The organism is Herbaspirillum sp. C7C8 (genome assembly GCF_022627875.1).
In the GTDB taxonomy this organism is placed as follows: Bacteria; Pseudomonadota; Gammaproteobacteria; order Burkholderiales; family Burkholderiaceae_D; genus Herbaspirillum.
This window is the reverse complement of record NZ_JABXGG010000001.1, coordinates 261,850-284,812: the sequence shown is the minus strand read 5'-3', so window position 1 is coordinate 284,812 and position 22,963 is coordinate 261,850. Positions and strand designations below refer to the sequence as shown.

Here is a 22,963-nt window from a genome sequence, read left to right as displayed (position 1 = left end):
CGCAATTTCGGTCAACAGGCTGGTGCGGTTTTCGTTGAGCAAGGGCAGTCCACCTTCGGGTGGGCTGCCCTTTGTTTTTCCTCCAACCGAACGTTGCAAGTCGAAAGGAAACATCATGTTGAAGAAAACCCTGTTGTTCATCCTCAGCTTCTTCGCCGCCACCGCCCTGGCCTGGGCCGAGGTGGACGTCAACAAGGCCGACCAGGCCGCGCTGGACGGCGTACGCGGAATCGGACCTTCCATGTCCAGACGCATCCTGGAAGAGCGCCAGAAAGGCGGCGCCTTCAAGGACTGGGCCGACCTGGAACAGCGCGTCAAGGGCATCAAGGACAAGGCGGCCGTGAAGCTGTCCGCCAACGGACTGACGGTCAACGGGCAGGCCAAGGCGGGGGCGGCCGCAACGGCACCCAAGGACGGCAGGCAAGGCAAGTCCTCACGGGCTGAGAACAAGGCCGGGGAGGGCGCTGCCAGGTCCGCCAGGTCCGACGACAAGGCAGCGGAAAAAATGACGGACAAGCCCGCCGACAAGGCTCCTGAAAAGGCGGCGGCCGGCAAGTAAGCGCGTGGCAGGCCGGGGAGAGGGGAGCCTGTCATTCGTGCTCGACAAGGATGCAGCGGCTGACAGCAAAAGCCGACAAGCGGTGGTGCAATTGTGAAAAACTAATTCTTGTTTCTCCAAAAATTTGGGGTTAAAGTCATTCGCAGCCTGTCGTTAAAGGTGGTACCCACGTCCATTCTGTGCTGATGACCATGAGAATCGCCGAGCTGCCCGCCAATGAAGCCGCCCGTATCGACGCCCTGCATTCGCTGCGCATCCTCGATACCCCGCGCGAAGAACGATTCGACCGTCTGACCCGCCTGGCGCGGCGGTTGTTCGATGTGCCGATGGCGGTGGTGACGATGATCGATGTCCATCGCCAGTGGTTCAAGTCCTGTGTCGGCATGGGAGATGCCACCGAGACCTCGCGCGACGTTTCCTTCTGCGCCCATGCCATCCTGCATGAAGGTCTGACCATCGTGCCTGATGCCCGGCTCGATCCGCGCTTCGCCGACAATCCGCAGGTCACCGGCGAACCTTTCATCCGTTTCTATGCGGGATGCCCCATCAAGAGCGAGAGCGGTTTCACCCTCGGTACGCTGTGCCTGGTCGATACCCGGCCGCGCGCTTTTGAGGCCGATGAGCAGGCCTTGCTCAAGGATCTGGCGGCCATGGTGGAGCAGGAGCTGGCCGCCGTGAAACTGGCCACCATCGACGAGCTGACCGGCGTATCCAACCGGCGCGGTTTCGAGTCGCTGGCGCGGCATGCCATGGCCACCGGCAAGCGCACCGGCCGGCCAGCCTGCATGCTGGGATTCGACCTCAATCATTTCAAGCAGATCAATGATCGCTTCGGTCACGCCGAAGGCGACCTGGCGCTGGCCGATTTTGCCGGGCTGCTGCTGACCAGTCTGCGCGAGTCCGATGTCATCGGTCGCCTGGGCGGGGATGAATTCGCGGTCTTCCTGACCAATACCGCGCTGTCCGACGTCCCGGTGGTGCTGGAGCATCTGCAGGGGGCCCTGCAAGTCTTCAACCAGAGCGCTGGGCGCCAGTATCAGCTCGATTATTGCGTGGGCGTGGTGCAATATGATCCGCAGCAACACGCCGACCTGGCAGCGCTCCTGCACAGCGCCGATCTGGCCATGTATGCGCAGAAGAAGGCGCGTCGCGCACCGGCCTGATGCCGGGGCAGGGCGGCAGCGTGCAGGCAAAGGCGTTGGCGGCGGCGAAATAGCTTAAAATGCCCCCCTGAGCCAAAAAGCCCACGGCAGCCACTCCATGTCTTATCAAGTTCTCGCCCGCAAATACCGTCCCCGCAGCTTCGACACCCTGGTCGGCCAGGAACACGTCGTGCGCGCGCTGACGCACGCGCTCGAACAGCAGCGGCTGCACCACGCCTATCTCTTCACTGGCACCCGCGGCGTGGGCAAGACCACGCTCTCGCGCATCCTGGCCAAGTCGCTCAATTGCGTCGGTCCCGACGGCAGCGGCGGCATCACCGCTGCGCCCTGCGGCGTGTGCGAGGCCTGCGTGGCCATCGATGCCGGCCGCTTCGTCGACTACATCGAGATGGACGCCGCCTCCAACCGCGGTGTGGACGAGATGGCGCAGTTGCTGGAACAGGCCATCTATGCTCCCTCGAACGCGCGCTTCAAGGTCTACATGATCGACGAAGTGCACATGCTCACCAACCACGCCTTCAACGCCATGCTGAAGACGCTGGAAGAGCCGCCCGAGCACATCAAGTTCATCCTGGCCACCACCGATCCGCAGAAGATTCCCGTGACCGTGCTGTCGCGCTGCCTGCAGTTCAACCTCAAGCAGATGCCACCGGGCCACATCATCGGCCATCTCGACAACATCCTGAACCAGGAAGGCATCGAATTCGATCCGCCCGCGCTGCGCCTGCTGGCGCAAGGCGCATCCGGGTCCATGCGCGATGCGCTCTCGCTGACCGACCAGGCCATCGCCTATGCCGCCGGCAAGGTCACGCTGGAAGCCGTGCAGGGCATGCTGGGTGCGCTCGACCAGTCCTACCTGATCCGCATCCTCGATGCCCTGGCGCTCCAGGACGGCGCCGCGCTGCTGGCTGTGGCCGATGACATGGCCACCCGCAGCCTGTCCTACAACGCCGCTCTGCAGGATCTGGGCACGCTGCTGCATCAGATCGCGCTGGCCCAGGCCGTGCCGGCCGCGTTGGCCGATGACCTGCCCAATCGTGAAGATATTCTGCGCCTGTCCGGCCAGTTCAGTGCGGAGCATGTGCAGTTGTTCTACCAGATCGCCGTCCATGGCCGCAATGAACTGGGGTTGGCCCCTGACGAATATGCAGGTTTCAGCATGACCCTGCTGCGTATGCTGGCCTTCCGTCCGGTCAGTGCCAGCGCCAGCGCACCGCTCCCGCCCGCGCCCGGTGGCGGCCGTGCGGCCGGGCCGCGCCAGGCCGCACCCCTGCTGGCGCCGCAGGCCGCCGTGACGAGCGCTCCGGTCAACCGTGCGCAACCGCAGGCTGCCGCTGCGCCGACTCCGGCACCAGCACCTGCACTTGCACCAAGCCAGACGCCGCCGCCGGTATCGGCGCCTGCGGCAACGCCTGCTGCCGCCACTGCTGCGCCGGCTGCACCGACCTCGGCACGCGAGGCGGCGCTCATGGCCCTGCGCGGCGGCAAGGGCGGCAAGGCGGCTGCCCGGCCGGCAGCGCCAGCACCGTCGACGGCACCCGTTCCCTCGGTTGCCCCCGCAGCAGTTGCCAGTGCACCAGCGCCGACCGCCCCAGCCGTGGTGCCGTCGCAGGCGGGCCGTGCTGCGCAGTCGATCCCGCCGGACATGCCCGAGCCACCTCCCTTCGACGCCATCCCCCCCTGGGAAGACGATACCGGTTCGTCCGCCATGCCGCCCGCGGTGCCGATGCCCGGCTTTGCCGAAGAAAGAATGGATACTGCGCCTGCTCCTGCCACCTCCGCAGCGGCACCCGCAGAACCTCCCGCGCCCCAGCGTCCGGCCGCCACTCCCGCGCAGCAGCAGGAAACCGCACGCATTGCCGCCGAACTGGGTTGGGATGGCCACTGGCCGACGCTGGCGGCCAGTCTCACCGCGCTGCGCGGCGTGGCACACCAGATGGCCTTCCAGAGCGAACTGGTGCGTTGCGAGGCGCTCAATGGCGGCAACGTCTGCTTCCACCTGCGTATCCCGCTGGAAACCCTGCGTTCCTCGGGCAGCATCGAAAAACTGGTCGCGGCCCTGTCTGAGCGTTTTGGCAAGGAAATCCGGGTCGAGACCGAGATCGGCGCCGTGGCCGATACCGCCAATGCCGTGGCCGAGGCCGAACGTGCCGAGCGCCAGCGCAAGGCCGAACAGAAGATGAAGAGCGATCCCTTCGTGATGAGCATGATGCGCGAGTTCGGCGCGTCCATCGTGCCGGGGTCGATCCAGGCGTTGTGAGGCATGGACGGCGAGGCAAGGATTGCCGACCGTCTGCCCAAACGCGATAGAATTCCGTGAATTGAAACAAGGAGCAATGAGCATGATGAAAGGTCAACTGGCAGGTCTGATGAAGCAAGCACAGGCCATGCAGGACAACATGAAGAAGGCCCAGGAACAGCTGGCCAGCATCGAAGTCGAGGGCCAGTCCGGCGCCGGCCTGGTGAAGGTCGTGATGACCTGCAAGAACGACGTCAAGCGCGTCTCCATCGACCCGTCGCTGCTGGCTGACGACAAGGACATGCTGGAAGACCTGGTCGCCGCCGCCTTCAACGATGCCGTGCGCAAGGCCGAAGCCACCGCCCAGGAAAAGATGTCGGGCGTCACCGCCGGCATGCCGCTGCCCCCGGGCTTCAAGATGCCGTTCTGATGCGCTCCTCTGCCCGGTGGCCAGTGCCGCCGGGCGCAGGCAGCATCGCGCGGGACAGTCTGATTCTGATGGAATGCAGGATTGCTTAGTGGAGGCACCATGTTCATCGTCTCGATCACATACACCAGGCCGGCAAGCGAAATCGATTCCTTGCTGACTGCGCACAAGAAATTCCTCAACCAGCAATATGCCGAGGGCGTATTCCTGATGTCCGGCCGCAAGGTGCCGCGTACCGGCGGCATCATCATTGCCGACTGTGCCGACCGTGCCGAGATCGAAGCCATCATGGAATCCGATCCCTTCTTCATCGGTGGCGTGGCCGAATACGAGATCATCGAATTCGTCCCCTCCATGACGGCAGAGGCGCTGGAAGCCTTCCGCTATTCCGTAGACCGCAATTGAAAACGCCCTCCAGTCTCACCCTCCTGACCGAATCGCTGCGCCGGCTTCCCGGCATCGGCCCCAAGACCGCGCAGCGCATGGCCTACCACCTGCTGCAGCACGATCGCGACGCTGCCGCCGACCTGAGCCAGTCGCTGGCCAAGGCGCTCGATACCATCCGTCATTGCGCGCTGTGCAATACCTTCACCGAACAGGTCGTCTGCGAAACCTGCCAGGACAGCCAGCGCGACCACACTCAGCTGTGCGTGGTGGAATCGCCCTCGGACCAGGTCATGATCGAGCAGACGCTGACCTTCAAGGGCTTGTACTTCGTACTCATGGGCCGACTCTCGCCGCTGGACGGGATCGGGCCGCGCGACATCCATCTCGAAAAACTCATCACCCGTGCCACCGATGGCGTGGTCAGCGAAGTCGTACTGGCCACCAATTTCACCAACGAGGGGGAAGCCACCGCCCACTACATCAGCGAAACCCTCAAGGCCCGCGGCCTGAAGGTCAGTCGTCTGGCGCGGGGTGTACCGGTCGGCGGTGAACTGGAATACGTGGACGCCGGCACCATCGCCCGCGCCATGCTGGATCGCCGTACTACCTGAGCGGCAGGCGACGGCCCATGCTCGTCCGCTGCGTACCCGATGCCCGGGAGATCGTTTTCAGATGAAAAACTTGCAGGCATGACGTCGCCAATGACGGTCAAAATGCGCGACATTGCGCGCATGCTGCAATAGAATGTGGGCTGCCGGCGCGCACGTATGACGTCAGGCCAGGAGCTGCAAGGTGTTGATCAACCCGCACACCGTGCCGTGCTCTTGCCCGCCGCGCAGCATCACCCGAATCCACTGCATTCCAGGACACCGGCCATACCCCCACAAGAGCCGGATCCCGCAGCATCGACAGAGAGGAGAACATCGGAACGCCCGCAGGCCGCTTCTGCCAGGCATCCGGTGCAAGCACGATGAGCACAGCCACATCCAAGCCCGGTCCGCTGGCCGGCATCAAGGTACTCGAACTGGGCACGCTGATTGCGGGGCCCTTCTGCTCGCGCATGCTGGCCGAGTTCGGTGCCGAGGTCATCAAGATCGAAGCCCCAGGCAATGGGGATCCCTTGCGTCAGTGGCGCGTGCTCAAGGACGGCACCTCGCTGTGGTGGTCGGTCCAGGCGCGCAACAAGAAGAGCATCACCCTGAACATGAAGGATGAGCGCGCCCAGGAGATCGCCCGCAAGCTCGCCCTGGACGCCGACGTCATCATCGAGAACTATCGGCCCGGCGTACTGGAGAAATGGAAGCTCGGCTACGACGACCTCAGGCAGCTGAACCCGGCCACCATCATGGTGCGCCTGTCCGGCTACGGTCAGACCGGTCCGCTGCGCGACCTGCCGGGCTTCGGTGCCATCGGTGAATCGATGGGCGGCATCCGCTACGTGTCCGGTCATCCGGACCGTCCGCCGGTGCGCATCGGCATTTCCATCGGCGACTCCATCGCAGCGCTGCACGGCGTGATCGGTGCCATGATGGCGCTGCGTCATCGCGATGTCACCGGTGGTCGCTGGAACGGCAAGTCCGGCGCCCAGTGCGTGGCAGGGCAGGGGCAAATGGTGGATGTTGCCCTGTATGAAGCCGTCTTCAACATGATGGAATCGATGGTGCCCGAATTCGATTTCGCCGGTGTGGTGCGTGAACGGACGGGCGGCGCTCTGCCGGGCATCGTGCCGTCCAACACCTATACGACGGGCGATGGCATGAACATCGTCATCGCCGGCAACGGTGACGCCATCTTCAAGCGCCTGATGGTCGCCATCGGCCGCCACGACATGGCCAGCGATGCCGGCCTGGCGCGCAACGATGGCCGGGTGCCGCGCACCGAGGAAATCGATGCCGCCATCCAGCAGTGGTGCGACACGCAGACCATCGATGGCGCCCTGGCCACGCTGCAGGCCGCCGATGTGCCGGTCGGCAAGATCTATTCGGTCAAGGACATGATGAACGATGCGCAATTCCTGGCGCGCGACATGTTCGAGCAGCACCAGTTCGCCGACGGTACGGCGGTCAAGCTGCCGGGCATCACGCCCAAGATGTCCGAGACGCCCGGCCAGACCAGATGGCTGGGGCCGGAGCTGGGTGCCCACAGCGATGAAATCCTGCAATCGCTGGGGTATGATGAGGCCCACATCAAGAAGCTGCGGGACGAAGGCGTTCTCTGAAGCGGCATGACAAAGGCAGACTCCCTCCACGGGGTCGCCGGCAACAAGCGGTACAACAAGCTGTACAACAAGCAGTACCCCATCCACACAAGGAGGAGACATAATGAAATTGAGCTGGAAGCAATTGCTGATCGCCGCTGGCCTGTTCCTGGCCGGCTACTTTTCATTCAACGGCAGCGCCGGTGCGCAGGCACTGGAAAAACCCAAGGTCTCCATTGCCGTGGGCGGCAAGAACCTGTTTTATTATCTGCCCCTGACCATCGCCGAGCAGCTCGGCTATTTCAAGGATGAGGGTCTGCAGGTCGAGATCTCCGACTTCGCCGGTGGTGCCAAGGCACTGCAGGCCATGATCGGCGGCAGTGCCGACGTGGTCTCGGGCGCTTATGAGCACACCATCAACATGCAGGCCAAGAACCAGCCCATCACGGCCTTCGTGCTGCAGGGTCGCGCTCCGCAGATCGTGCTGGCGGTCAACAACAAGACCATGCCCAACTACAAGACCGTGGCTGACCTCAAGGGCAAGAAGATCGGCGTCACCGCCCCCGGCTCCTCCACCAGCATCATGGCCAGCTACGTGCTGGCCAAGGCGGGCCTGAAGCCCTCCGATGTTTCCTTCATCGGCGTGGGCGCCTCAGCCGGTGCCATTTCGGCCATCCGCTCGGGGCAGATCGATGCGATCGCCAACCTCGATCCGGTGATTTCCATGCTCGAGCAGCACAACGAGATCAAGACCATCGCCGACACCCGCACCCTGAAGGATACCAATGACGTCTTCGGTGGCCCGATGCCTGCTGCGACCCTGTATGCACCGGCCGCCTTCATCCAGAAGTATCCCAACACCACGCAAGCCCTGACCAATGCCATGGTGCGCGCGCTGAAGTGGATCCAGAAGGCCGGCCCTTCCGACATCATCAAGGCCGTCCCGGAAAGCTATCTGCTGGGTGACCGCGCGCTCTACATCGACGCCTTCATGAAGGTGCGCCAGGCCATCTCGCCGGACGGCTACTTCCCGCCGGGCGGCCCGGACACGGCGCTGCGTACCCTGAAGGCTTTCGAGCCCTCGCTGGCCGACAAGCAGATCGACCTGTCCAAGACCTTCACCAATTCCTTCGTGCAGAAAGCCAACGCCAAGTACAAGTAAGCGCAGCGCTCCCGGCCTGTGCGACTGCAGCGCAAATGCCCGGCAACGGGCATTTGCACATCTGGGGCCGGGGCCTGCCAGTTCCCTACGTATCCTCCAACGGGGCCGCAGCGGCCCGCATTGCCATGACGCCAGCACTCCAGTTCGACAACATCACCTGCACCTTCGTCTCCAAGGACGACCGTTCCCAGCGCTACACCGCCGTGGCCAATACCGATCTTTCGATTGCACCGGGTGAATTCGTCTCCGTGGTCGGCCCGACCGGCTGCGGCAAGTCCACCCTGCTCAATGTCGGGGCCGGTCTGTTGCAACCCTCGTCGGGCAGCGTCAAGGTCTTCGGTGAAGAACTCAAGGGCATCAACCGTCGCGCCGGCTACATGTTCCAGGCCGAGGCGCTGATGCCCTGGCGCAGCGCGCTGCAGAACGTGATTGCCGGCCTGCAGTATCGCGGCCATGATGAAAAGGCGGCCCAGGAACTGGGCCAGCAATGGCTGTCCCGCGTGGGCCTGCAAGGCTTCGGCGACCGCTATCCGCACCAGCTCTCGGGCGGCATGCGCAAGCGTGTGGCGCTGGCGCAGACGCTCATCCTCGACCCCGACATCATCCTCATGGACGAGCCCTTTTCGGCCCTGGACATCCAGACCCGCCAGCTGATGGAAAACGAAGTGCTGGACCTGTGGAACGCCAAGAAGAAAGCCGTGCTCTTCATCACCCACGACCTCGATGAAGCCATCGCCATGTCCGACCGCGTCATCGTGCTCGCGGCCGGCCCCGGTACGCACCCCATCGGCGAATTCCGCATCGACCTGCCGCGTCCGCGCGACGTGGCCGAGATTCGCATGCACCCGCGCTTCGTCGAACTGCACCAGCAGATCTGGGATGTGCTGCGCGATGAAGTCCTCAAGGGTTATCAACAACAGAAGCGCGCAGCCTAAGCCGGGCGAAAAAGATCAGGGAAGAGAATCAGCATCATGTGGAAATTATTTAAACCGAATCACAAGAACATCCGTTTCTGGCAACTGATGGTACTGGCCATCGTGCTGCTGGTCTGGCACGTGGCCACGCGCAATCCTCAGACCGCCTTCTTCTTCGGCGAACCGCTGAAGGTGGCACAGCGCATCTGGGAGTGGTTCACCGTGGGCAGCGGCTCGCTGGAAGTAGGTATTGGCGACACGACCTTCTTCACGCTCAACTTCCCGGCGGAGATTTATTCACACCTGTTGATCACCCTCAGCGAAACCGTGCTGGCCTTCATCATCGGCACCGTCTTCGGTCTGGCCATCGGCCTGTGGCTGGCGCTCTCGCCGACCGCCTCGGCCATTCTCGATCCCTATGTGAAGGCGGCCAATTCCATGCCGCGCGTGATCCTGGCGCCGATCTTTGCGATGTGGTTCGGCCTGGGCATCTGGTCCAAGGTGGCGCTGGCGGTGACGCTGGTGTTCTTCATCGTCTTCTTCAACGTCTATCAAGGCGTCAAGGAAGTCAGCCCGGTGGTGCTGGCCAATGCCCGCATGCTGGGCGCCAATGCGCGCCAGCTGCTGCGCACGGTCTATCTGCCCTCGGCCACCTCGTGGGTGTTCTCCAGCCTGCACACCTCCATCGGCCTGGCCTTCGTCGGTGCGGTGGTGGGTGAGTACCTGGGCTCGGCGCGCGGCGTCGGCTACCTGATCCTGCAGGCCGAAGGGACCTTCGATATCAACACCGTCTTTGCCGGCATCGTCGTGCTGACCATCTTTGCCCTGGTGCTGGACCTGGCGGTGGGCGTCATCGAAAAGCGGCTCATGAAGTGGCAGCCCAAGAGCGGTGAGACCGAGAAACTCTGAGTCGGTGCCTTGAGGGGGCGGTGTTGGGGCGATATGAAGCTCCACGCGCCAGACCCGGCGCAAAAGGGCAGCGGTAGGCGATACCGCTGCCCTTTTTTCTTTGATGTAGTGACGTTTTGTGTGCAAAACCGGGGGAATTGCGGCTCTTGTCGGCAAGAGGGAATCGCATGGCTGGCCGTTGCAGGTGTCACCAACATCAAGGTCAGCGAAGTGGCTGAAGTATCGTCGGAATTGAGCTGGCTCTCTGGGGTGAGATGGGGAAGCTGATCCTGACTGCGCCGCCATGTGCGCAGCGTCATCGACAAAGGATGTCCAGCGTCTTGATGCACGGAAATCTGTAGCGCCGTGCTGGTCTGCGGCGTGGTGAGGTTTGATGAGGAAAAAACGCAGAAACTCAGTCTGCAAAAGGCTTTGCGGCCTATTGCAGCATTGATGAAAAATGGGTGGTTTACACCGCTGTTTCACTCATTGCCCGTTGGTCTGCATGGTTAGGATGGTGATCCGCTGCCACTTGACCGGAGTTTCCCATGACTATTGCCAGAAAGCTCTACGCGATGATTGCCATCGCCATTGTCGGAATGCTGCTGTTGGCTGGTGTCGGTACTTACCAGATTGATCGCGTCAATACGGCGGCCAGCTATTCAACCATCAATACCGTCCCCAGCATCCTTGAACTCGACCGAGCGGTTGATGCGGTGTACACCATCCAGCTCTCGCTCAGGAAGTACATTTCGGCGCCCAATCCTGCGGTCCGCCAGGAAGCCGAAAAAAGTATGATGGCCGCCCGTGCCAGCCTGGACAAGGCGTTCGCGACCTATGAGAAGGAAGACCTCACCGATGCCACTGACGCTGATCTGCTCAAGGAAGTACGCAAGCGCGTTGCCGCATACGAGGACCTGCGTACCAAGTTGATCGCACAGGCGCTGACAGATCAGGCAGCAGCGCTCGCTGGCCTGGAGTCGAGCCAGCCAGTTGCCGATGCAATGATGAGCGCGCTTGAGGAACACAAGAAATACAACGTGAAACTCGGTCAAACGGCTGCCCAGACTGCCTCCGACACCAAGAACCAGGCCACTGCCGTTGCGCTGATCATCAGTGCCCTGATGGCCGTGGTGATCGGCTGCATCGGGGTATTGCTGGCAAGGAATATCGGGAACTCGCTCAGAATGGCCGTCTCGACCGCCGAGGCTGTCGCCCAGGGCGATCTGACGCTGCGCATCAGTACCGCTTCCAACGATGAAATCGGTCAGCTCCAGCGGGCGTTGGGGAGCATGGTCTCCAATCTGTCCAACGTGGTCACGGAGGTCCGTGCCAGCGTCAATACCATCGCCGTTGCCTCAGGGGAAATCGCCGCCGGCAATATCGACCTCTCTTCGCGTACCGAACAGCAGGCAGGTTCCCTGGAGGAAACCGCCTCTGCCATGGAAGAGCTGACCTCCACCGTCAAGCAGAATGCCGACAACGCCCGCCAGGCCAACCAGATGGCCGACGCGGCCTCCCATGTGGCGACAGAGGGAGGGCAAGTCGTCGGACACGTGGTCACCACCATGGTGGACATCAACGAAGCCTCTCGCAAAATCGTCGACATCATCAGCGTCATCGATGGCATCGCGTTCCAGACCAACATCCTGGCCTTAAATGCCGCCGTGGAAGCAGCCCGTGCCGGCGAGCAAGGGCGCGGCTTTGCCGTGGTCGCCTCGGAGGTCCGCACATTGGCCCAGCGTTCGGCAGCAGCGGCCAAGGAAATCAAGGAGCTGATCGACAACACCGTGGCCAAGGTGGATGAAGGCAGCAGACTGGTGGAGCAGGCTGGATCGACCATGGAGCAGGTGGTTTCCAGCGTGAAGCGTGTCACCGATGTGGTCAGCGAGATTACGGCGGCAAGCAGTGAACAGAGCGATGGTATCGGCCAGGTCAATCAGGCCATCACGCTCATGGATGAGGCGACTCAGCAGAACGCGGCGCTGGTTGAAGAAGCTGCAGCCGCCTCCAAATCCCTGCAGGACCAAGCCGATCGTCTGGCGGGCGCAGTCGCCTTCTTCAGGGTGGAGTCCGCGGACCGCGGCCCGATTGAACCATCCCGCAATACCTCTGCAAAACCGAGGGCCATGGAGGCGGGAAAGGCACCGGCAGGTCCTGCTCACCGAGAGCCCAAGGAAAGAATGATCGCCCCATCCCCGAGTCCGAAAGCCAAGCCCAAGATGTCCGAGACCCCGGCCTTGGGTAGCGTGAAGACCGAGAAAGCGACGAAAGAGGGGGCTGCGGATTGGGAGGAGTTCTGATCCGGCAGGTCTGCCCTCGGTTTGAAGAACGAAAAAAAAATGCTCCTCGATGAGGAGCATTTTTTACGCCGGTCGTTGCAACTTTCGGGATAACGCCGGCGCTGGCCTGCGACAGGCCGATGTGCAGAGACATCGCACCCGAAGGTAGCGATGTCTCTTTGCATCAACGCTTCAATGCAGGCTGCGAGCCCTTGCCCAGGATCAGGTTGGCAATGACGGCGACCACCACGTTCAGGGCCAGCGCAATGATGCCGGTGTAGAGCGTATAGGTCTGGCCGCTGACGATGAAGCTGTGCACCGGCTTGATGCCGTCGGTGAAGGCCAGCCAGCTGCCGCCGATGATGCCCACGGCCCAGCCGCACAGCAGCGCGCGGGCACCGAACCAGCTCACGAAGAGCCCGAAGACCAGCGCCGGGAAGGTTTGCAGGATCCACACGCCGCCCAGCAATTGCAGGTCCAGCGCGAACTTGGTCGGCAGGAACAGGATGAACACCAGCGCACCGAACTTGACCACCAGCGACACCACCTTGGCCACCTTGGCTTCACCTTCGTGGCTGATGCCAGGATTGACGTAGGGCTTCCAGAAGTTGCGGGTGAAGAGGTTGGAGGCACCGATGGACATCACCGCCGCTGGCACCAACGCACCGATGGCGATGGCGGCAAAGGCGAAGCCCGCAAACCAGCTCGGGAAGAGGCCATTGAACAGTGCCGGCACGACGTCGTTGTTGGCCTGCACCTTGATGCCAGCCGCGTAGGCCATGTAGCCCAGCAGCGCGATCAGTCCCAGCAGCACCGTATAAGCCGGCAGGAAGACGGCGTTCTTGCGGATGGTATTGGCATCCTTGGCCGCGAAGATGCCGGTCAGGGTATGCGGATACATGAAGGCCGCCAGTGCCGAGCCCAATGCCAGCGAAGCGAAGGGCAGGAACTGCGTGGGCTTCAAGGTCAGGCCGGTGGCACCGCCCTTGAGCGCAAAGGCCTCGCGTGCCGAGTTGAACACTGCGCCGTAGCCGCCCAGCTTGGCCGGTACCACCACCACCGCCACCAGCACCACGATGTAGATCATGATGTCCTTGACGAAGGCGATGAGCGCCGGAGCCCGCAGGCCGGCCGAGTAGGTGTACAGCGCCAGGATCACGAAGGCCGCCAGCAGCGGCAGTTCACCACTCAGGCCAAGGGCCTTGATGACCACTTCCATACCGATGAGCTGCAAGGCAATGTAGGGCATGGTGGCGATCACACCGGTCAGTGCGATGGCGAACTCCAGGGGACGCGACTGATAGCGTCCCCACACCACATCGGCGGCTGTCACGTGGCCGGCCTTGTGGGCGGCATGCCACAGCTTGGGCATGATCACGAACACGATGGGATAGACCAGGATGGTATAGGGCAGGGCGAAGAAGCCATAGGCTCCCACCGCATAGACCAGTGCCGGCACCGCAATGACGGTATAGGCGGTATAGAAGTCGCCACCGACCAGGAACCAGGTGATCCAGGTCCCGAAGTTGCGGCCGCCCAGGCCCCACTCATCGAGGTGGGCACCCTTGTTGCTGCTACCGCCGGCCATCCATTTGGAGGCCAGAAAGCCCATCACGGTGACCAGGGCAAAGAAGAACAGGAAGACCCAGAGTGCGGTCCAGTGGATGTTGGACGCCTCCATTATTGGACTCCCTTCTTCAGGCCATCACGATAGACCAGCCAGATGATGAATGATGTCAGCGGCACCCACGCAAACTGGTACCAGTAGAAGAAGGGGAAGCCGAACAGGCTGGGCAATTCGGCGTTGTAGAAGGGGACCCAGAGCAGGCCGATGAAAGGCAGCAGAAGTAATAGCCGCATGATTGATGCTCCTCGAACTTTTGGCGGAAGAATTTTTATGTCGGCGCCGCCCGGCCTTGCGGGCCTGGGGCGCCTTGAAAGTTGCAGGCGAATTATAGGGAGAATCCGGCAAACGTGTTCGATCTCGGCCAGGTGAGCCGGCAGGATGAGCGGATCCAGGACAGTTCGGCGAACGCCGTTGGCGCGCTGCTCGCTTATCCGGCCCTGTTGACGACCTTGGGTGAACTGGCGCGGGTGTCGCCGGCGCACGGCCTGCAACCATACGCCTGAGCTCTGCAGGCTTGCGTGAATTCGCGTAGGCTGGCGGCTGTCCTGATTTTCCAGCGAGTTAGCCCATGAGCGAGAGCCTGTCTGTTGCCGAGGAGGCCGTCGATCTCCTGCCCGCGCTGGCGCAATTGCTCAAGACCCATCGTCAGGTGCTGGTCCTGACCGGCGCCGGCGTCAGCACGGCCTCCGGCATCCCCGATTATCGTGACGACAGTGGTGTGCGTCGTGGCCGCCTGCCCATTCAAGGGGCCGAGTTTCGCCAGTCCGAAGCAGCCCGCAAGCGCTACTGGGCGCGCAGCATGCTGGGCTGGCCGCGCCTGGCACAGGCCGCGCCCAATGCAGCGCACCGGGCGCTGGCGCGACTGCAGCAGGCCGGTTACCTCGGCAGCATCCTCACCCAGAATGTCGATGGCCTGCACCAGCGGGCGGGCAGCGGCGAGGTGACCGAACTGCACGGCAGCATCCATGCGGTACGTTGCCTGGGCTGCAGCACGGTCTATCCACGTGCCCAGATCCAGCAGGAGCTGCTGCGCGGCAATCCCGATTTCGTCCATCTGCAGGCCGAGGTCCTGCCCGATGGCGACGCCCGGCTGGAACCGGAGGCCGATGCCGCCTTTCATGTACCGACCTGCGCAGCCTGTGGTGGCATGCTGCAACCGGACGTGGTGTTCTTCGGTGATGGCGTACCGGCCGCACGCAGTGCAAAGGCCGAAGCGATGGCCCGGAGCTGTGATGCCATGCTGGTGATAGGTTCTTCGCTGATGGTGTTGTCGGGCTTTCGCTTTGCGCGCATGGTGGCCGCTGCGGGCAAACCGGTGGTGGCAGTCAATCGCGGCATCACGCGCGCCGATGGATTGCTGGCCTTCAAGTTGCGCGAGGATGCCGACGTGGTCTTGCCGCGCCTGGCGAGTTTGCTGGGGGCCTGAGCGGCGCCTTGATCAAGCCGGGGATGGATGCCGATGGGGCTGGTACATGCTGTGATGATGATGGTGTTGGGCCTGCTCACGCTGGGCCTGGCGATATGGGGCGGGTTTGCGTTGTGGTTCCAGCTTGCGCGGGCCGCATGGCTGCGCATCGCGGCCATCGCACTGTGGAGTCTGCCGTCGGCTGCGACGCTGGCGCTGGTGGCTGGGATGCCGGGGCTGCCCGGCCTCCCGCTTTCCTTGCGCTGGGGGCCAGTGCTGTTGGTGCTGGCCGGTATCGCCATGGCGGGCTGGTGGAGTGGTATCCGCCCCAGTCATGAGCGCGACTGGGCTGACGATGTGGCGCGCATGCTGGTGTCGCAGGTGCGGGGCGATGTCGTCAAACTGGACAATGTGCGCAATTTCACCTGGCGCACTGAGAGCGACTACGACATCGTCTGGGAATCGCGCCAGGTTGATCTGTCGCAACTGGTCTCGGCCGATCTGCTGCTGTCCTACTGGATGGGGCCGGCCATTGCCCACACGCTGGTGTCCTTCGGTTTTGCCGATGGTCCGCCTCTGGTGTTCTCCCTGGAGATCCGGCGCGAACGCGGCGAGGCCTTCTCCGCCCTGGGCGGATTCTTCCGCAAGTTCGAGACCGTCATCGTTGCTGCCGATGAGCGCGACATCATCCTTACCCGCACCAACGCACGCGGTGAGGATGTGTATCTGTATCGTCTGCAATTGCGTCCGGATCAGTTGCGCAAGGTCTTCCTCGGTTATCTCGAACGCGCGGCGCAATTGTGCGAGCGCCCGCGTTTCTACAACACCCTCACCAGCAACTGCACCACCATCGTGTTCGAACTGGCACGCCGTCTCTCGCCCTCCCTGCCGCTGGACTATCGACTGCTGCTCTCCGGCTACTTTGCCGAGTATGTATTCGACCACGGTGTGCTGACGCCGGGCTACAGCTTCGCTCAATTGCACCAGGCCGGGCGTATCACCGAGCGCGCTTTACAAAGCGGCCTGCAGCAGGACTACAGCGAGCGCATCCGGCGGGGTGTGCCGGGCATCGCTCCTGCCCAGTGGCGTTGAAACGGGTTGTGCATGCGCAGCCCGATCTTCGCGCAGGTTACGGCAGCCTGGCCAGAGGCCGGGGCCAGCGCGTAAATACCTTGTTGCCGAATTGATGGAACTGAACCGGGCGAAGCCTCAGACGCCGCGTGCCCTGCGCACTTTTACTGCACCTTGACGATGACATAGGCGGTAGCAAACACCCGTCCTGCGGCCACGGTTTGTCCAGGCAGCTTTTGCAGCGTGGCCGTCAGCCGCTTCTCTACCGTGAATTGAGACACCGGCGTTGCCGGTGCCGGGGCGGGTGGCGGGCAGCGTGCTGCATTACCGGTATCGAGCCGATACCAACCGGCATTACGTCCGGCCGGCAAGGGGCTGGACATCCATTGTCCGGCCAGCGGCGAACTGAGGAACAGCATCGGCTGCTGGCCTTCGCTGTCGCTAAGGCTGATGCCCACTCCTCTGGCCAGCGAAGGATCAAGGCCGTAATTGTCCGAGAGCAGAAAACGGACCCCCTGGTCCTGATTGACATACCCCAGTTGCCGCGCTGCCGCCAGCGCGCCCGGCGAAACCTGGATGCCGAAGGCGGTCTGGTTGTCGTCGGTGCCCGCTGCGGTCGGCGGTCTTGCATTGACGCCCTCGTCGCAGCGGAAGGCCAGCGTGAATTCCACCTGCCGTGTTTCGCCCCGTCTGAGTTCCTCTTCCGAGATCGTCGGAAAAACCACTTCCGGGGTCACGTTCTGGACCACGCATGACGGCAGCACGCTCAGGGTGGCCGCCTGGCGCATGCCGAAGGCGATGCCGTTGGCGGCGCCGAAGAACAGGAAGCGCGTCGCGTGATCTTCGCCATCATCATCCATGTCCCCGCTGGCGCGGTTGTAGCCAGGGCCGCGCAGCATCAGATAGCCATTGGGCTGCAGGCATCGGTAGGGAACGGCGGCCTGTCGCGTGGTGTCCGGACGGTCGCCGCACCAGTTGCTGGTACCCGTCCCGGGACTGAGATCGGAGACGCGGGCAATCTCGGCCTTGATGGGGCTGAGATGTTTGGCGCGGATCAGAATCTTCTTGCGGGCTTCATCGATGTCATAGCTGTCCAGTCGGGCGGACTGGTAATAACGCGAAAACACCTTGCCCGAACGCAGATGCGTAAGTCTGATCGCTACGCCGGGAAACCAGGTCCGGTAAAAGCCGGCGAGACCATCCTGTCTGCCAATCTCGGCAAAGCCGCCAACACGGTCATCGCCATTGGTGGAAAACACCTCCGAGATTTGTCCGGCATCGGCCAGGTCACAGGTCCACAGCAGCGTATCGCCGCTGATGCCGGAGGCCTCCGCCGCCGTGGCGACGGCACTGCCCAGCATGGTTCCGGCAGGCTGCAGCGCCGTGCTGGCGAGGTTGATGCGGCCGAACCAGAACTGGGACGAACCGCCATCGCTCAATGGCGTGAAGGGATACTCGATACGATTGTTGCGCTTGCAGAGTGCGTGGCTCGGGACCGACAACAGACACAGTACGAGCGCCGCGAGCAGCCACCGCACATGTCGCGACGGCCACCTGGGGTGAGATGCGCCAAGGCGGCAGCGATCGGATGGGCGAGCGGTCAAGGAAAGACTCCGGTGAGGACGTGGAAGCCACGCATGCTCGCGCACATGAACCGTCCGATCAATGGGCCTGCGCCTCACTGCGCATGGGCGTGCGCCCATTGACGACAGCGGGCGGCGCTTGGGATTTCGCCCATGTGCCAATCAGACTGGACCAGGCACATCTTGGGGGGGTACCGATTCTTGCGCATCGCGGGCTTGCCTATGATGCGACTGGTGCCGGACACATAGCGGTTGGTGTCGGCACTCTTTGTGGATCAACCGAATTCTCCCAGGGGATAATCATGAAAAAGCATCTTGTAATTGCGCTGCTGGTCTCGCCGTCAGTGGTGCTGGCAGCAGGCAGTACCATCAATTTCCGTGGCCAGGTCAACAGCCAGACCTGTCAGGTGACGGTAGATGGCGCGGCCAATCCGGTCGTGTTGCTGCCCACCGTGGCCACGGGCGACCTGGCCGCGGCAGGCAGCTCGGCGGGCGAGACGCCCTTCGTGGTCAGTGTCAGTGGCTGCAAGGCATCGGCTACCGAAAAGCTCAAGATCAAAACGCAATTCCTGGCCAGCGCCGCCACCAGCGGCAACAACATTCCCAACCTGGGCAGTGCCAAGAACGTGGCACTGCAATTGCGTCAGAGCGTCGGCGGTGATCCGATCAAGCTGGTCGGTGGCAGTGGCGTGTCGGCCGAGGGACTGGAAATCGCCGCTGGCGGCACCAGTGCTTCGCACACCTTCGCCGTACGCTACATTGCCGAAGGCGGTGCTGCAGAGGCCGGCTCGGTGATCGGATCGGTGCAGTACGCCCTCGACTACTTCTGATGCGCCCATCCGGGTGCGGACTTCCATTTCCCGTTCGTATCACTTGCGTCGCTGCCAGGATGGTTCCTGGTAGCGCTTCTCCCGTTTTTCCGATGAAAAGAACAAGCCCGCTTGCAGGTCTGCTCATGCTGCTGGTCTTCATGTTGAGCGCCGATGCCAGTGCCAGTGTGACCATGTTGGGCACACGCGTCGTCTATCCGGCCGATGCCGGCGAACAGATCCTGCGCTTCAGCAATCCCGACGATCACCCCAATCTGGTACAGCTCTGGCTGGATGATGGTCACGCCGCCCGACCCGATGGGCTGGCCTCTCCCTTCCTCGTCATTCCGCCGGTATTTCGGGTCGAGCCGCATGGGGGCCAGGTAGTGCGACTGTCCTATGTGGGGGATGCACTGCCGCAGGACCGGGAGTCGCTGTTCTTTCTCAACTTCCTCCAGGTGCCGGCGCTGAAGGCCGCTTCGGTCAATGACAATCAACTGGTGCTCACCGTACGCAGCCGCATGAAAGTCTTCTATCGTCCGGCGGCATTGGCCGCCGAGGCCGATGCCGCGCGGGCACCGGATGCACTGTCCTTTGCCATTGAGCTCGGCGATGGCGCGGCCAGCATGGTCGTGCGCAATGCCAGTGGCTATCATCTGATGGTGCAACAGGCTGATCTGCTGCTGGGCGACCAGAGGCAGGTGCTGGCCAGGACCACCGTGATCCAGCCTTTCCAGGAATTGCGCTGGTCGCTGGAGCGCATGCCGGCCGACCTGGCCGGTATGCGCATGCAGCTGCGTCTGCTCAACGATGTCGGGGTGGAAGTGCAACGCGACTATCCCGTGCGTTGAGGAGGCGACGGTGAGAACGCATTGCTCGCCCCTGCGGCGCGTGGCCGTCTCGGCCTTGTCGCTCGGGACCGCCATGGTTGCCTGGCCGGTCGCTACGGCGGCGCAGCCGGAGAGTGACTATCGCTTTCTGGAGGCGCTGGAGATGGCCTCGCCCATCAACAAGGGCAGCCTGTCGCGTTTCAACCGGGTGGGTAATGTCGAGCCCGGTATCTACAGCGTGGATGTGTATGTCAATGGCAGCTTCAGCCATCGCCGTTCGCTGCGCTTTGATCTGGTGGAAGGACTGGGCGCGGCGCCCTGTTTCAAGGCCGAGGATGCCGTCCTGCTCGATCTGCGGCAGGATCTGATCGCCAAGCTGGGGCCACGCGAATGCGCCCGCATCGACGAGTTGGCTACCGGCGCGCAGGCCGTGTTCGATCTCTCCCGCCTGCGGCTGGACCTCAGTCTGCCGCAGTCGCAACGCAATCACGTGGCGCGCGGCTATGTCGATCCGGCGCTCTACGATGCCGGTGAAAGCATGGGCTTCCTCAATTACAGCATCAGCCAGTATTACGCCCATACCGCCCAGGGCAGCAGCAGTTCGCTCAACGGTTTCACCAACAGCGGCATCAATCTCGGCCTGTGGCGGCTGCGCCAGCAAGGCAGCCTGGGTTATGACAGCCGCAACGGACTGCGCTGGAATCCGGTACGCACCTATGCCAGGCGTGCATTGCCGCACTGGACCAGCGAACTGACGGTGGGAGAGAGCTATACCTCCGGCAAGCTGCTCTCGGGGCTGGCCTATCAGGGGGTTGAACTGAGTACGGATGAGCGCATGCTGCCCGATTCGTTGCGCGGCTATGCGCCGGTCATTCGCGGCAGTGCCCGCAGCAATGCCCAGGTCATCGTCAGCCAGAAGGGACGCGATATCTACCGCACCACGGTCGCGCCGGGCAGTTTCGTGATCGACGATCTGTATCCGACCAGCTACAACGGGGATCTCGATGTCACGGTGATCGAGGCCGATGGCACGCGTTCGCACTTCAGCGTGCCGTATTCGGCCTTGCCGGAATCGATGCGGCCCGGCAGTTCCCGTTACAGCATCACGCTGGGACGAACGCGCGATACCGATACCAGCCTGCCTTTCGTCGATGCCCTGTACCAGCGCGGCGTGAGCAACAGCATGACAGGCAGCCTGGGGGTGCGGGCCGCACCGGCCTATCAGTCGGTAGTGTTGGGGAGTACTCTGGCCGGCAAGCTGGGCGCAGCGGGATTGACGCTGAATTATTCACATGCCGATACCGGCGGCGGTGCGCGCGGCGGCTGGATGATGGGGCTGTCCTATTCGCGGGCCTTCGATGCCACCGGCACGCAGTTCTCGATTGCCAGTTATCGCTACTCGACCTCGGGATACCGGGAACTGGTCGATGTGATCAGCGAGCGCCAGGCACGACGTACCGGTTTTTCATCGCTGGCCAGCTCCAACAGCTACCAGCAGCACTCGCGCGTGGATCTTTCGCTGAGCCAGCAATTGGGCAGTATGGCTTCCCTCTATCTCTCCGGCCTGACCCAGACCTTCCATCATGACCGTAGCCGCATCACGCAATTGCAGTTCGGTTATTCGACCCTGTGGCGCAATGGTGTGAGTCTGAACCTGGCCTTCCAGCGGCAGCAGGTCAGCCGTGTCGCGCGCAACCCGGATGACTTGCAAGGGAGGCCGGCCGCGCTGGCGCAAGCGGGCTCCTCGTTGATGCTCTCGCTGTCGATCCCGCTGGGCAGTCCGGGCGGGGAGCGGCCGATATTGAGTACCTCCATGGTCAGGGCACAGCAGCAAGATCTTTATCAGACGCAGGTCTCCGGCATGCTGGCCGGCCAGCGCCATCTCAGCTACAGCGCGGGCGCCAGCCATATGCCGGGCGGCCAGCAGGACAGCCTCAACGGCAACATCGGAGTGCGTTTGCCCAAGGCCAACCTCAATGTCAACCTGGCGCGCGGGCGGGACTACTGGCAGGCCGCCGGCAATGTGCGCGGTGCCCTGGCGGTGCATGCGGGTGGCATTACCCTGGGTCCCTACCTGGGCGACACCTTTGCCCTGGTCGAGGCCAAGGGAGCAGAAGGTGCGCGCCTCTTCAATGGTCAGGGTGCCGTGATCGACAGCCATGGCTACGCATTGCTGCCTTCCCTCTCGCCCTATCATCGCAATGTGGTCGAGCTGGCGGCCAGTAGCAAGAGTCACAAGACCGAACTGCTGGAAAGCCAGCGTACGGTGATTCCCTATGCCGGTGCCACCCTGAAGCTCAGCTTCAGGACACGCACCGGCCATGCCCTGTTGATCCGCCTGCACCGCGATGACGCCATTCCGCTGCCCATGGGCGCCGACGTGCTCGACGCGCAGGGCAGTGTAATCGGCATGGTGGGACAGGGCAGCCAGGCCTATCTGCGTACCGACCAGTTGCAGGGGGAGTTGTTGGTGCGTTGGGGCGATGGTCAGCAGGAACGTTGTACGGCCCGCTATGACCTGCAAGCTCAGGACCTGGAGCAGGCGCTGATCCGGCTGCAGGCCGCCTGTACCGCTGCACCGCGCCGGGCTGAATTCCTGCCGGCGCAAGCCGTGCCGCCGGGCGCGACGGGGGCCGCGCAATGAGTCGCTGCTCGATGCCTGGGCTGGCGCGCTGCCTGCTGCTGTCGATGATGTTGTTTGGTGCTCGCGCCGAGGCGGGATTGATGCCCGAACGCACCCGGCTGGTCTTCAGCCAGGGGGCCGGCGAGCTCAGCCTGCGGCTGGCCAACACCAACCCCCATGCCGTAGTGGTGCAGAGCTGGGTGGACCAGGGCGAGGGAAGTCATGCACCGGATACCGTGCAGTCTGCGCTGTTCGTCATGCCTGCTGTGCAGCGGCTGCCGGCGCAGGCGATCAGCCAGGTCCGGGTGTTGTATACCGGCGAGCCGCTGCCGGTGGACCGCGAGTCGGTGTTCTGGCTCAATCTGTACGAGATTCCGATCCTGCCTGACCCGCCGCCGGGAGGTGCACCGCGCCTGCTGCTGGGACTCAATACCCAGATCAAGGTGTTTTATCGCCCGCCTGGCGTTGCCGATCCGGGACCGCAGTGGGTCGATGCACTGCACTTCCGCTTGCAACGGCAAGCCGGACAATGGGTGCTGGTCTGCCGCAATGACAGCCCCTACTTTGCTTCCTTCGCCAGCTTGCGGATCAGCGACGGCCTGCATCAATTCGTGCCGCGCCTGGCGCCCGAGCAGATGGCGCCGCCCCACGGCGAACAGATCTTCGTGCTGCCCGAGGACGATGCCGCGCTGACATGGCAGCACCCGCGCCTGGAGTTCCAGCTCATCGATGACACGGGACGAGCCAGTGATCACATGCGTCCATTGACGCCGCTCAACCTGCCCTGAACGGAGTTT

Annotated in this window: 21 protein-coding genes; 18 read left to right on the top strand and 3 right to left on the bottom strand. The window is 63.1% G+C overall.

All coding sequences use genetic code 11. The annotated features are described in order from the left end of the window. The first annotated feature begins 115 nt into the window (after nt 1-115). The 11 genes from HWE01_RS01300 (at nt 116) to HWE01_RS01250 (ending at nt 12,239) form a co-directional block, all read left to right on the top strand. A complete protein-coding gene (locus HWE01_RS01300; protein ID WP_008331547.1) occupies nt 116-559 on the top strand; it encodes a ComEA family DNA-binding protein in 444 nt (147 codons plus the stop codon). 191 nt (nt 560-750) lie between these two features. Beyond that, the gene (locus HWE01_RS01295) at nt 751-1,722 is read left to right on the top strand and encodes a GGDEF domain-containing protein (protein ID WP_034351217.1); all 972 of its coding nucleotides are present in this window, start codon (nt 751-753) and stop codon (nt 1,720-1,722) included. 97 nt (nt 1,723-1,819) lie between these two features. Next, nucleotides 1,820-3,982 (top strand): DNA polymerase III subunit gamma/tau, encoded by a 2,163-nt coding sequence (locus HWE01_RS01290; protein ID WP_241820897.1) that lies wholly within the window; start codon nt 1,820-1,822, stop codon nt 3,980-3,982. An 82-nt stretch (nt 3,983-4,064) separates the two neighbouring features. Further along, nucleotides 4,065-4,391 (top strand): YbaB/EbfC family nucleoid-associated protein, encoded by a 327-nt coding sequence (locus HWE01_RS01285; RefSeq protein ID WP_008331542.1) that lies wholly within the window; start codon nt 4,065-4,067, stop codon nt 4,389-4,391. A gap of 99 nt (nt 4,392-4,490) precedes the next feature. Then, nucleotides 4,491-4,793 (top strand): YciI family protein, encoded by a 303-nt coding sequence (locus HWE01_RS01280; protein WP_008331540.1) that lies wholly within the window; start codon nt 4,491-4,493, stop codon nt 4,791-4,793. Continuing rightward, on the top strand, nt 4,790-5,386 hold the full coding sequence (gene recR / locus HWE01_RS01275; RefSeq protein ID WP_008331539.1) for a recombination mediator RecR: 597 nt from the start codon (nt 4,790-4,792) through the stop codon (nt 5,384-5,386). The genes HWE01_RS01280 and recR overlap by 4 nt, the downstream gene beginning before the upstream one ends. Nucleotides 5,387-5,745: 359 nt before the next feature. Then, on the top strand, nt 5,746-6,993 hold the full coding sequence (locus HWE01_RS01270; protein ID WP_241820896.1) for a CaiB/BaiF CoA transferase family protein: 1,248 nt from the start codon (nt 5,746-5,748) through the stop codon (nt 6,991-6,993). Nucleotides 6,994-7,096: 103 nt separating this feature from the next. Next, the gene (locus tag HWE01_RS01265) at nt 7,097-8,134 is read left to right on the top strand and encodes an ABC transporter substrate-binding protein (protein ID WP_008331535.1); all 1,038 of its coding nucleotides are present in this window, start codon (nt 7,097-7,099) and stop codon (nt 8,132-8,134) included. Nucleotides 8,135-8,259: 125 nt separating this feature from the next. Further along, nucleotides 8,260-9,069 (top strand): ABC transporter ATP-binding protein, encoded by an 810-nt coding sequence (locus HWE01_RS01260; protein WP_175344176.1) that lies wholly within the window; start codon nt 8,260-8,262, stop codon nt 9,067-9,069. 36 nt (nt 9,070-9,105) lie between these two features. Further along, the gene (locus tag HWE01_RS01255) at nt 9,106-9,957 is read left to right on the top strand and encodes an ABC transporter permease (RefSeq protein WP_241820895.1); all 852 of its coding nucleotides are present in this window, start codon (nt 9,106-9,108) and stop codon (nt 9,955-9,957) included. 527 nt (nt 9,958-10,484) lie between these two features. Then, complete coding sequence (locus HWE01_RS01250; RefSeq protein WP_241820894.1) at nt 10,485-12,239, top strand: methyl-accepting chemotaxis protein; 1,755 nt, start codon at nt 10,485-10,487, stop codon at nt 12,237-12,239. A 163-nt stretch (nt 12,240-12,402) separates the two neighbouring features. Here HWE01_RS01250 and mctP read toward each other — a convergent pair whose 3' ends face one another. After that, nucleotides 12,403-13,899, bottom strand: a complete 1,497-nt coding sequence (gene mctP, locus HWE01_RS01245; protein WP_008331527.1) for a monocarboxylate uptake permease MctP — start codon at nt 13,897-13,899, stop codon at nt 12,403-12,405. Then, nucleotides 13,899-14,078 carry a DUF3311 domain-containing protein gene (locus HWE01_RS01240; RefSeq protein ID WP_175344172.1) on the bottom strand — a complete coding sequence of 60 codons (180 nt, stop codon included), beginning with the start codon at nt 14,076-14,078 and terminating at the stop codon, nt 13,899-13,901. Before HWE01_RS01240 ends, mctP begins: the two co-directional genes overlap by 1 nt. A gap of 114 nt (nt 14,079-14,192) precedes the next feature. Here HWE01_RS01240 and HWE01_RS01235 point away from each other — a divergent pair, with 114 nt between their 5' ends. From HWE01_RS01235 to HWE01_RS01225, 3 genes are all read left to right on the top strand, one after another. Beyond that, entirely contained in the window at nt 14,193-14,348 is a 156-nt protein-coding gene (locus HWE01_RS01235) for a hypothetical protein (RefSeq protein ID WP_241820893.1), read from the top strand. A 65-nt stretch (nt 14,349-14,413) separates the two neighbouring features. Then, the gene (locus tag HWE01_RS01230) at nt 14,414-15,271 is read left to right on the top strand and encodes an NAD-dependent protein deacetylase (protein WP_241820892.1); all 858 of its coding nucleotides are present in this window, start codon (nt 14,414-14,416) and stop codon (nt 15,269-15,271) included. A gap of 33 nt (nt 15,272-15,304) precedes the next feature. Next, the gene (locus tag HWE01_RS01225) at nt 15,305-16,342 is read left to right on the top strand and encodes an Lnb N-terminal periplasmic domain-containing protein (RefSeq protein WP_241820891.1); all 1,038 of its coding nucleotides are present in this window, start codon (nt 15,305-15,307) and stop codon (nt 16,340-16,342) included. A 143-nt stretch (nt 16,343-16,485) separates the two neighbouring features. Here the strand turns inward: HWE01_RS01225 and HWE01_RS01220 are convergent, their stop codons facing one another. Further along, on the bottom strand, nt 16,486-17,823 hold the full coding sequence (locus tag HWE01_RS01220; protein ID WP_241820890.1) for a fimbrial protein: 1,338 nt from the start codon (nt 17,821-17,823) through the stop codon (nt 16,486-16,488). Between the two features lie 383 nt (nt 17,824-18,206). Between HWE01_RS01220 and HWE01_RS01215 the strand changes: the two genes are divergently transcribed. The 4 genes from HWE01_RS01215 to HWE01_RS01200 all read left to right on the top strand — a co-directional run bounded on the left by HWE01_RS01215 (nt 18,207) and on the right by HWE01_RS01200 (nt 22,954). Then, nucleotides 18,207-18,734: a fimbrial protein gene (locus HWE01_RS01215; RefSeq protein WP_008331518.1), complete on the top strand. Its 528-nt coding sequence runs from the start codon at nt 18,207-18,209 to the stop codon at nt 18,732-18,734. 125 nt (nt 18,735-18,859) lie between these two features. After that, nucleotides 18,860-19,564, top strand: coding sequence for a fimbrial biogenesis chaperone (locus HWE01_RS01210; RefSeq protein WP_175344167.1), 705 nt, complete (start codon nt 18,860-18,862; stop codon nt 19,562-19,564). A 10-nt stretch (nt 19,565-19,574) separates the two neighbouring features. Then, on the top strand, nt 19,575-22,187 hold the full coding sequence (locus tag HWE01_RS01205; RefSeq protein ID WP_241820889.1) for a fimbria/pilus outer membrane usher protein: 2,613 nt from the start codon (nt 19,575-19,577) through the stop codon (nt 22,185-22,187). Further along, entirely contained in the window at nt 22,184-22,954 is a 771-nt protein-coding gene (locus HWE01_RS01200) for a fimbrial biogenesis chaperone (RefSeq protein WP_241820888.1), read from the top strand. The genes HWE01_RS01205 and HWE01_RS01200 overlap by 4 nt, the downstream gene beginning before the upstream one ends. The last annotated feature ends 9 nt before the right edge of the window (nt 22,955-22,963 follow it).

Bases quoted from the DNA above. Each gene is read 5' to 3' on its own strand.
- HWE01_RS01250 (WP_241820894.1), top strand. From the start codon at position 10,485: ATGACTATTGCCAGAAAGCTCTACGCGATGATTGCCATCGCCATTGTC.
- HWE01_RS01285 (WP_008331542.1), top strand. From the start codon at position 4,065: ATGATGAAAGGTCAACTGGCAGGTCTGATGAAGCAAGCACAGGCCATG.
- HWE01_RS01255 (WP_241820895.1), top strand. From the start codon at position 9,106: ATGTGGAAATTATTTAAACCGAATCACAAGAACATCCGTTTCTGGCAA.
- HWE01_RS01280 (WP_008331540.1), top strand. From the start codon at position 4,491: ATGTTCATCGTCTCGATCACATACACCAGGCCGGCAAGCGAAATCGAT.
- HWE01_RS01265 (WP_008331535.1), top strand. From the start codon at position 7,097: ATGAAATTGAGCTGGAAGCAATTGCTGATCGCCGCTGGCCTGTTCCTG.
- HWE01_RS01260 (WP_175344176.1), top strand. From the start codon at position 8,260: ATGACGCCAGCACTCCAGTTCGACAACATCACCTGCACCTTCGTCTCC.
- HWE01_RS01200 (WP_241820888.1), top strand. From the start codon at position 22,184: ATGAGTCGCTGCTCGATGCCTGGGCTGGCGCGCTGCCTGCTGCTGTCG.
- HWE01_RS01240 (WP_175344172.1), bottom strand. From the start codon at position 14,078: ATGCGGCTATTACTTCTGCTGCCTTTCATCGGCCTGCTCTGGGTCCCC.
- mctP (WP_008331527.1), bottom strand. From the start codon at position 13,899: ATGGAGGCGTCCAACATCCACTGGACCGCACTCTGGGTCTTCCTGTTC.
- HWE01_RS01230 (WP_241820892.1), top strand. From the start codon at position 14,414: ATGAGCGAGAGCCTGTCTGTTGCCGAGGAGGCCGTCGATCTCCTGCCC.
- HWE01_RS01210 (WP_175344167.1), top strand. From the start codon at position 18,860: ATGCTGCTGGTCTTCATGTTGAGCGCCGATGCCAGTGCCAGTGTGACC.
- HWE01_RS01300 (WP_008331547.1), top strand. From the start codon at position 116: ATGTTGAAGAAAACCCTGTTGTTCATCCTCAGCTTCTTCGCCGCCACC.
- HWE01_RS01225 (WP_241820891.1), top strand. From the start codon at position 15,305: ATGGGGCTGGTACATGCTGTGATGATGATGGTGTTGGGCCTGCTCACG.
- HWE01_RS01295 (WP_034351217.1), top strand. From the start codon at position 751: ATGAGAATCGCCGAGCTGCCCGCCAATGAAGCCGCCCGTATCGACGCC.
- HWE01_RS01270 (WP_241820896.1), top strand. From the start codon at position 5,746: ATGAGCACAGCCACATCCAAGCCCGGTCCGCTGGCCGGCATCAAGGTA.
- HWE01_RS01215 (WP_008331518.1), top strand. From the start codon at position 18,207: ATGAAAAAGCATCTTGTAATTGCGCTGCTGGTCTCGCCGTCAGTGGTG.
- HWE01_RS01290 (WP_241820897.1), top strand. From the start codon at position 1,820: ATGTCTTATCAAGTTCTCGCCCGCAAATACCGTCCCCGCAGCTTCGAC.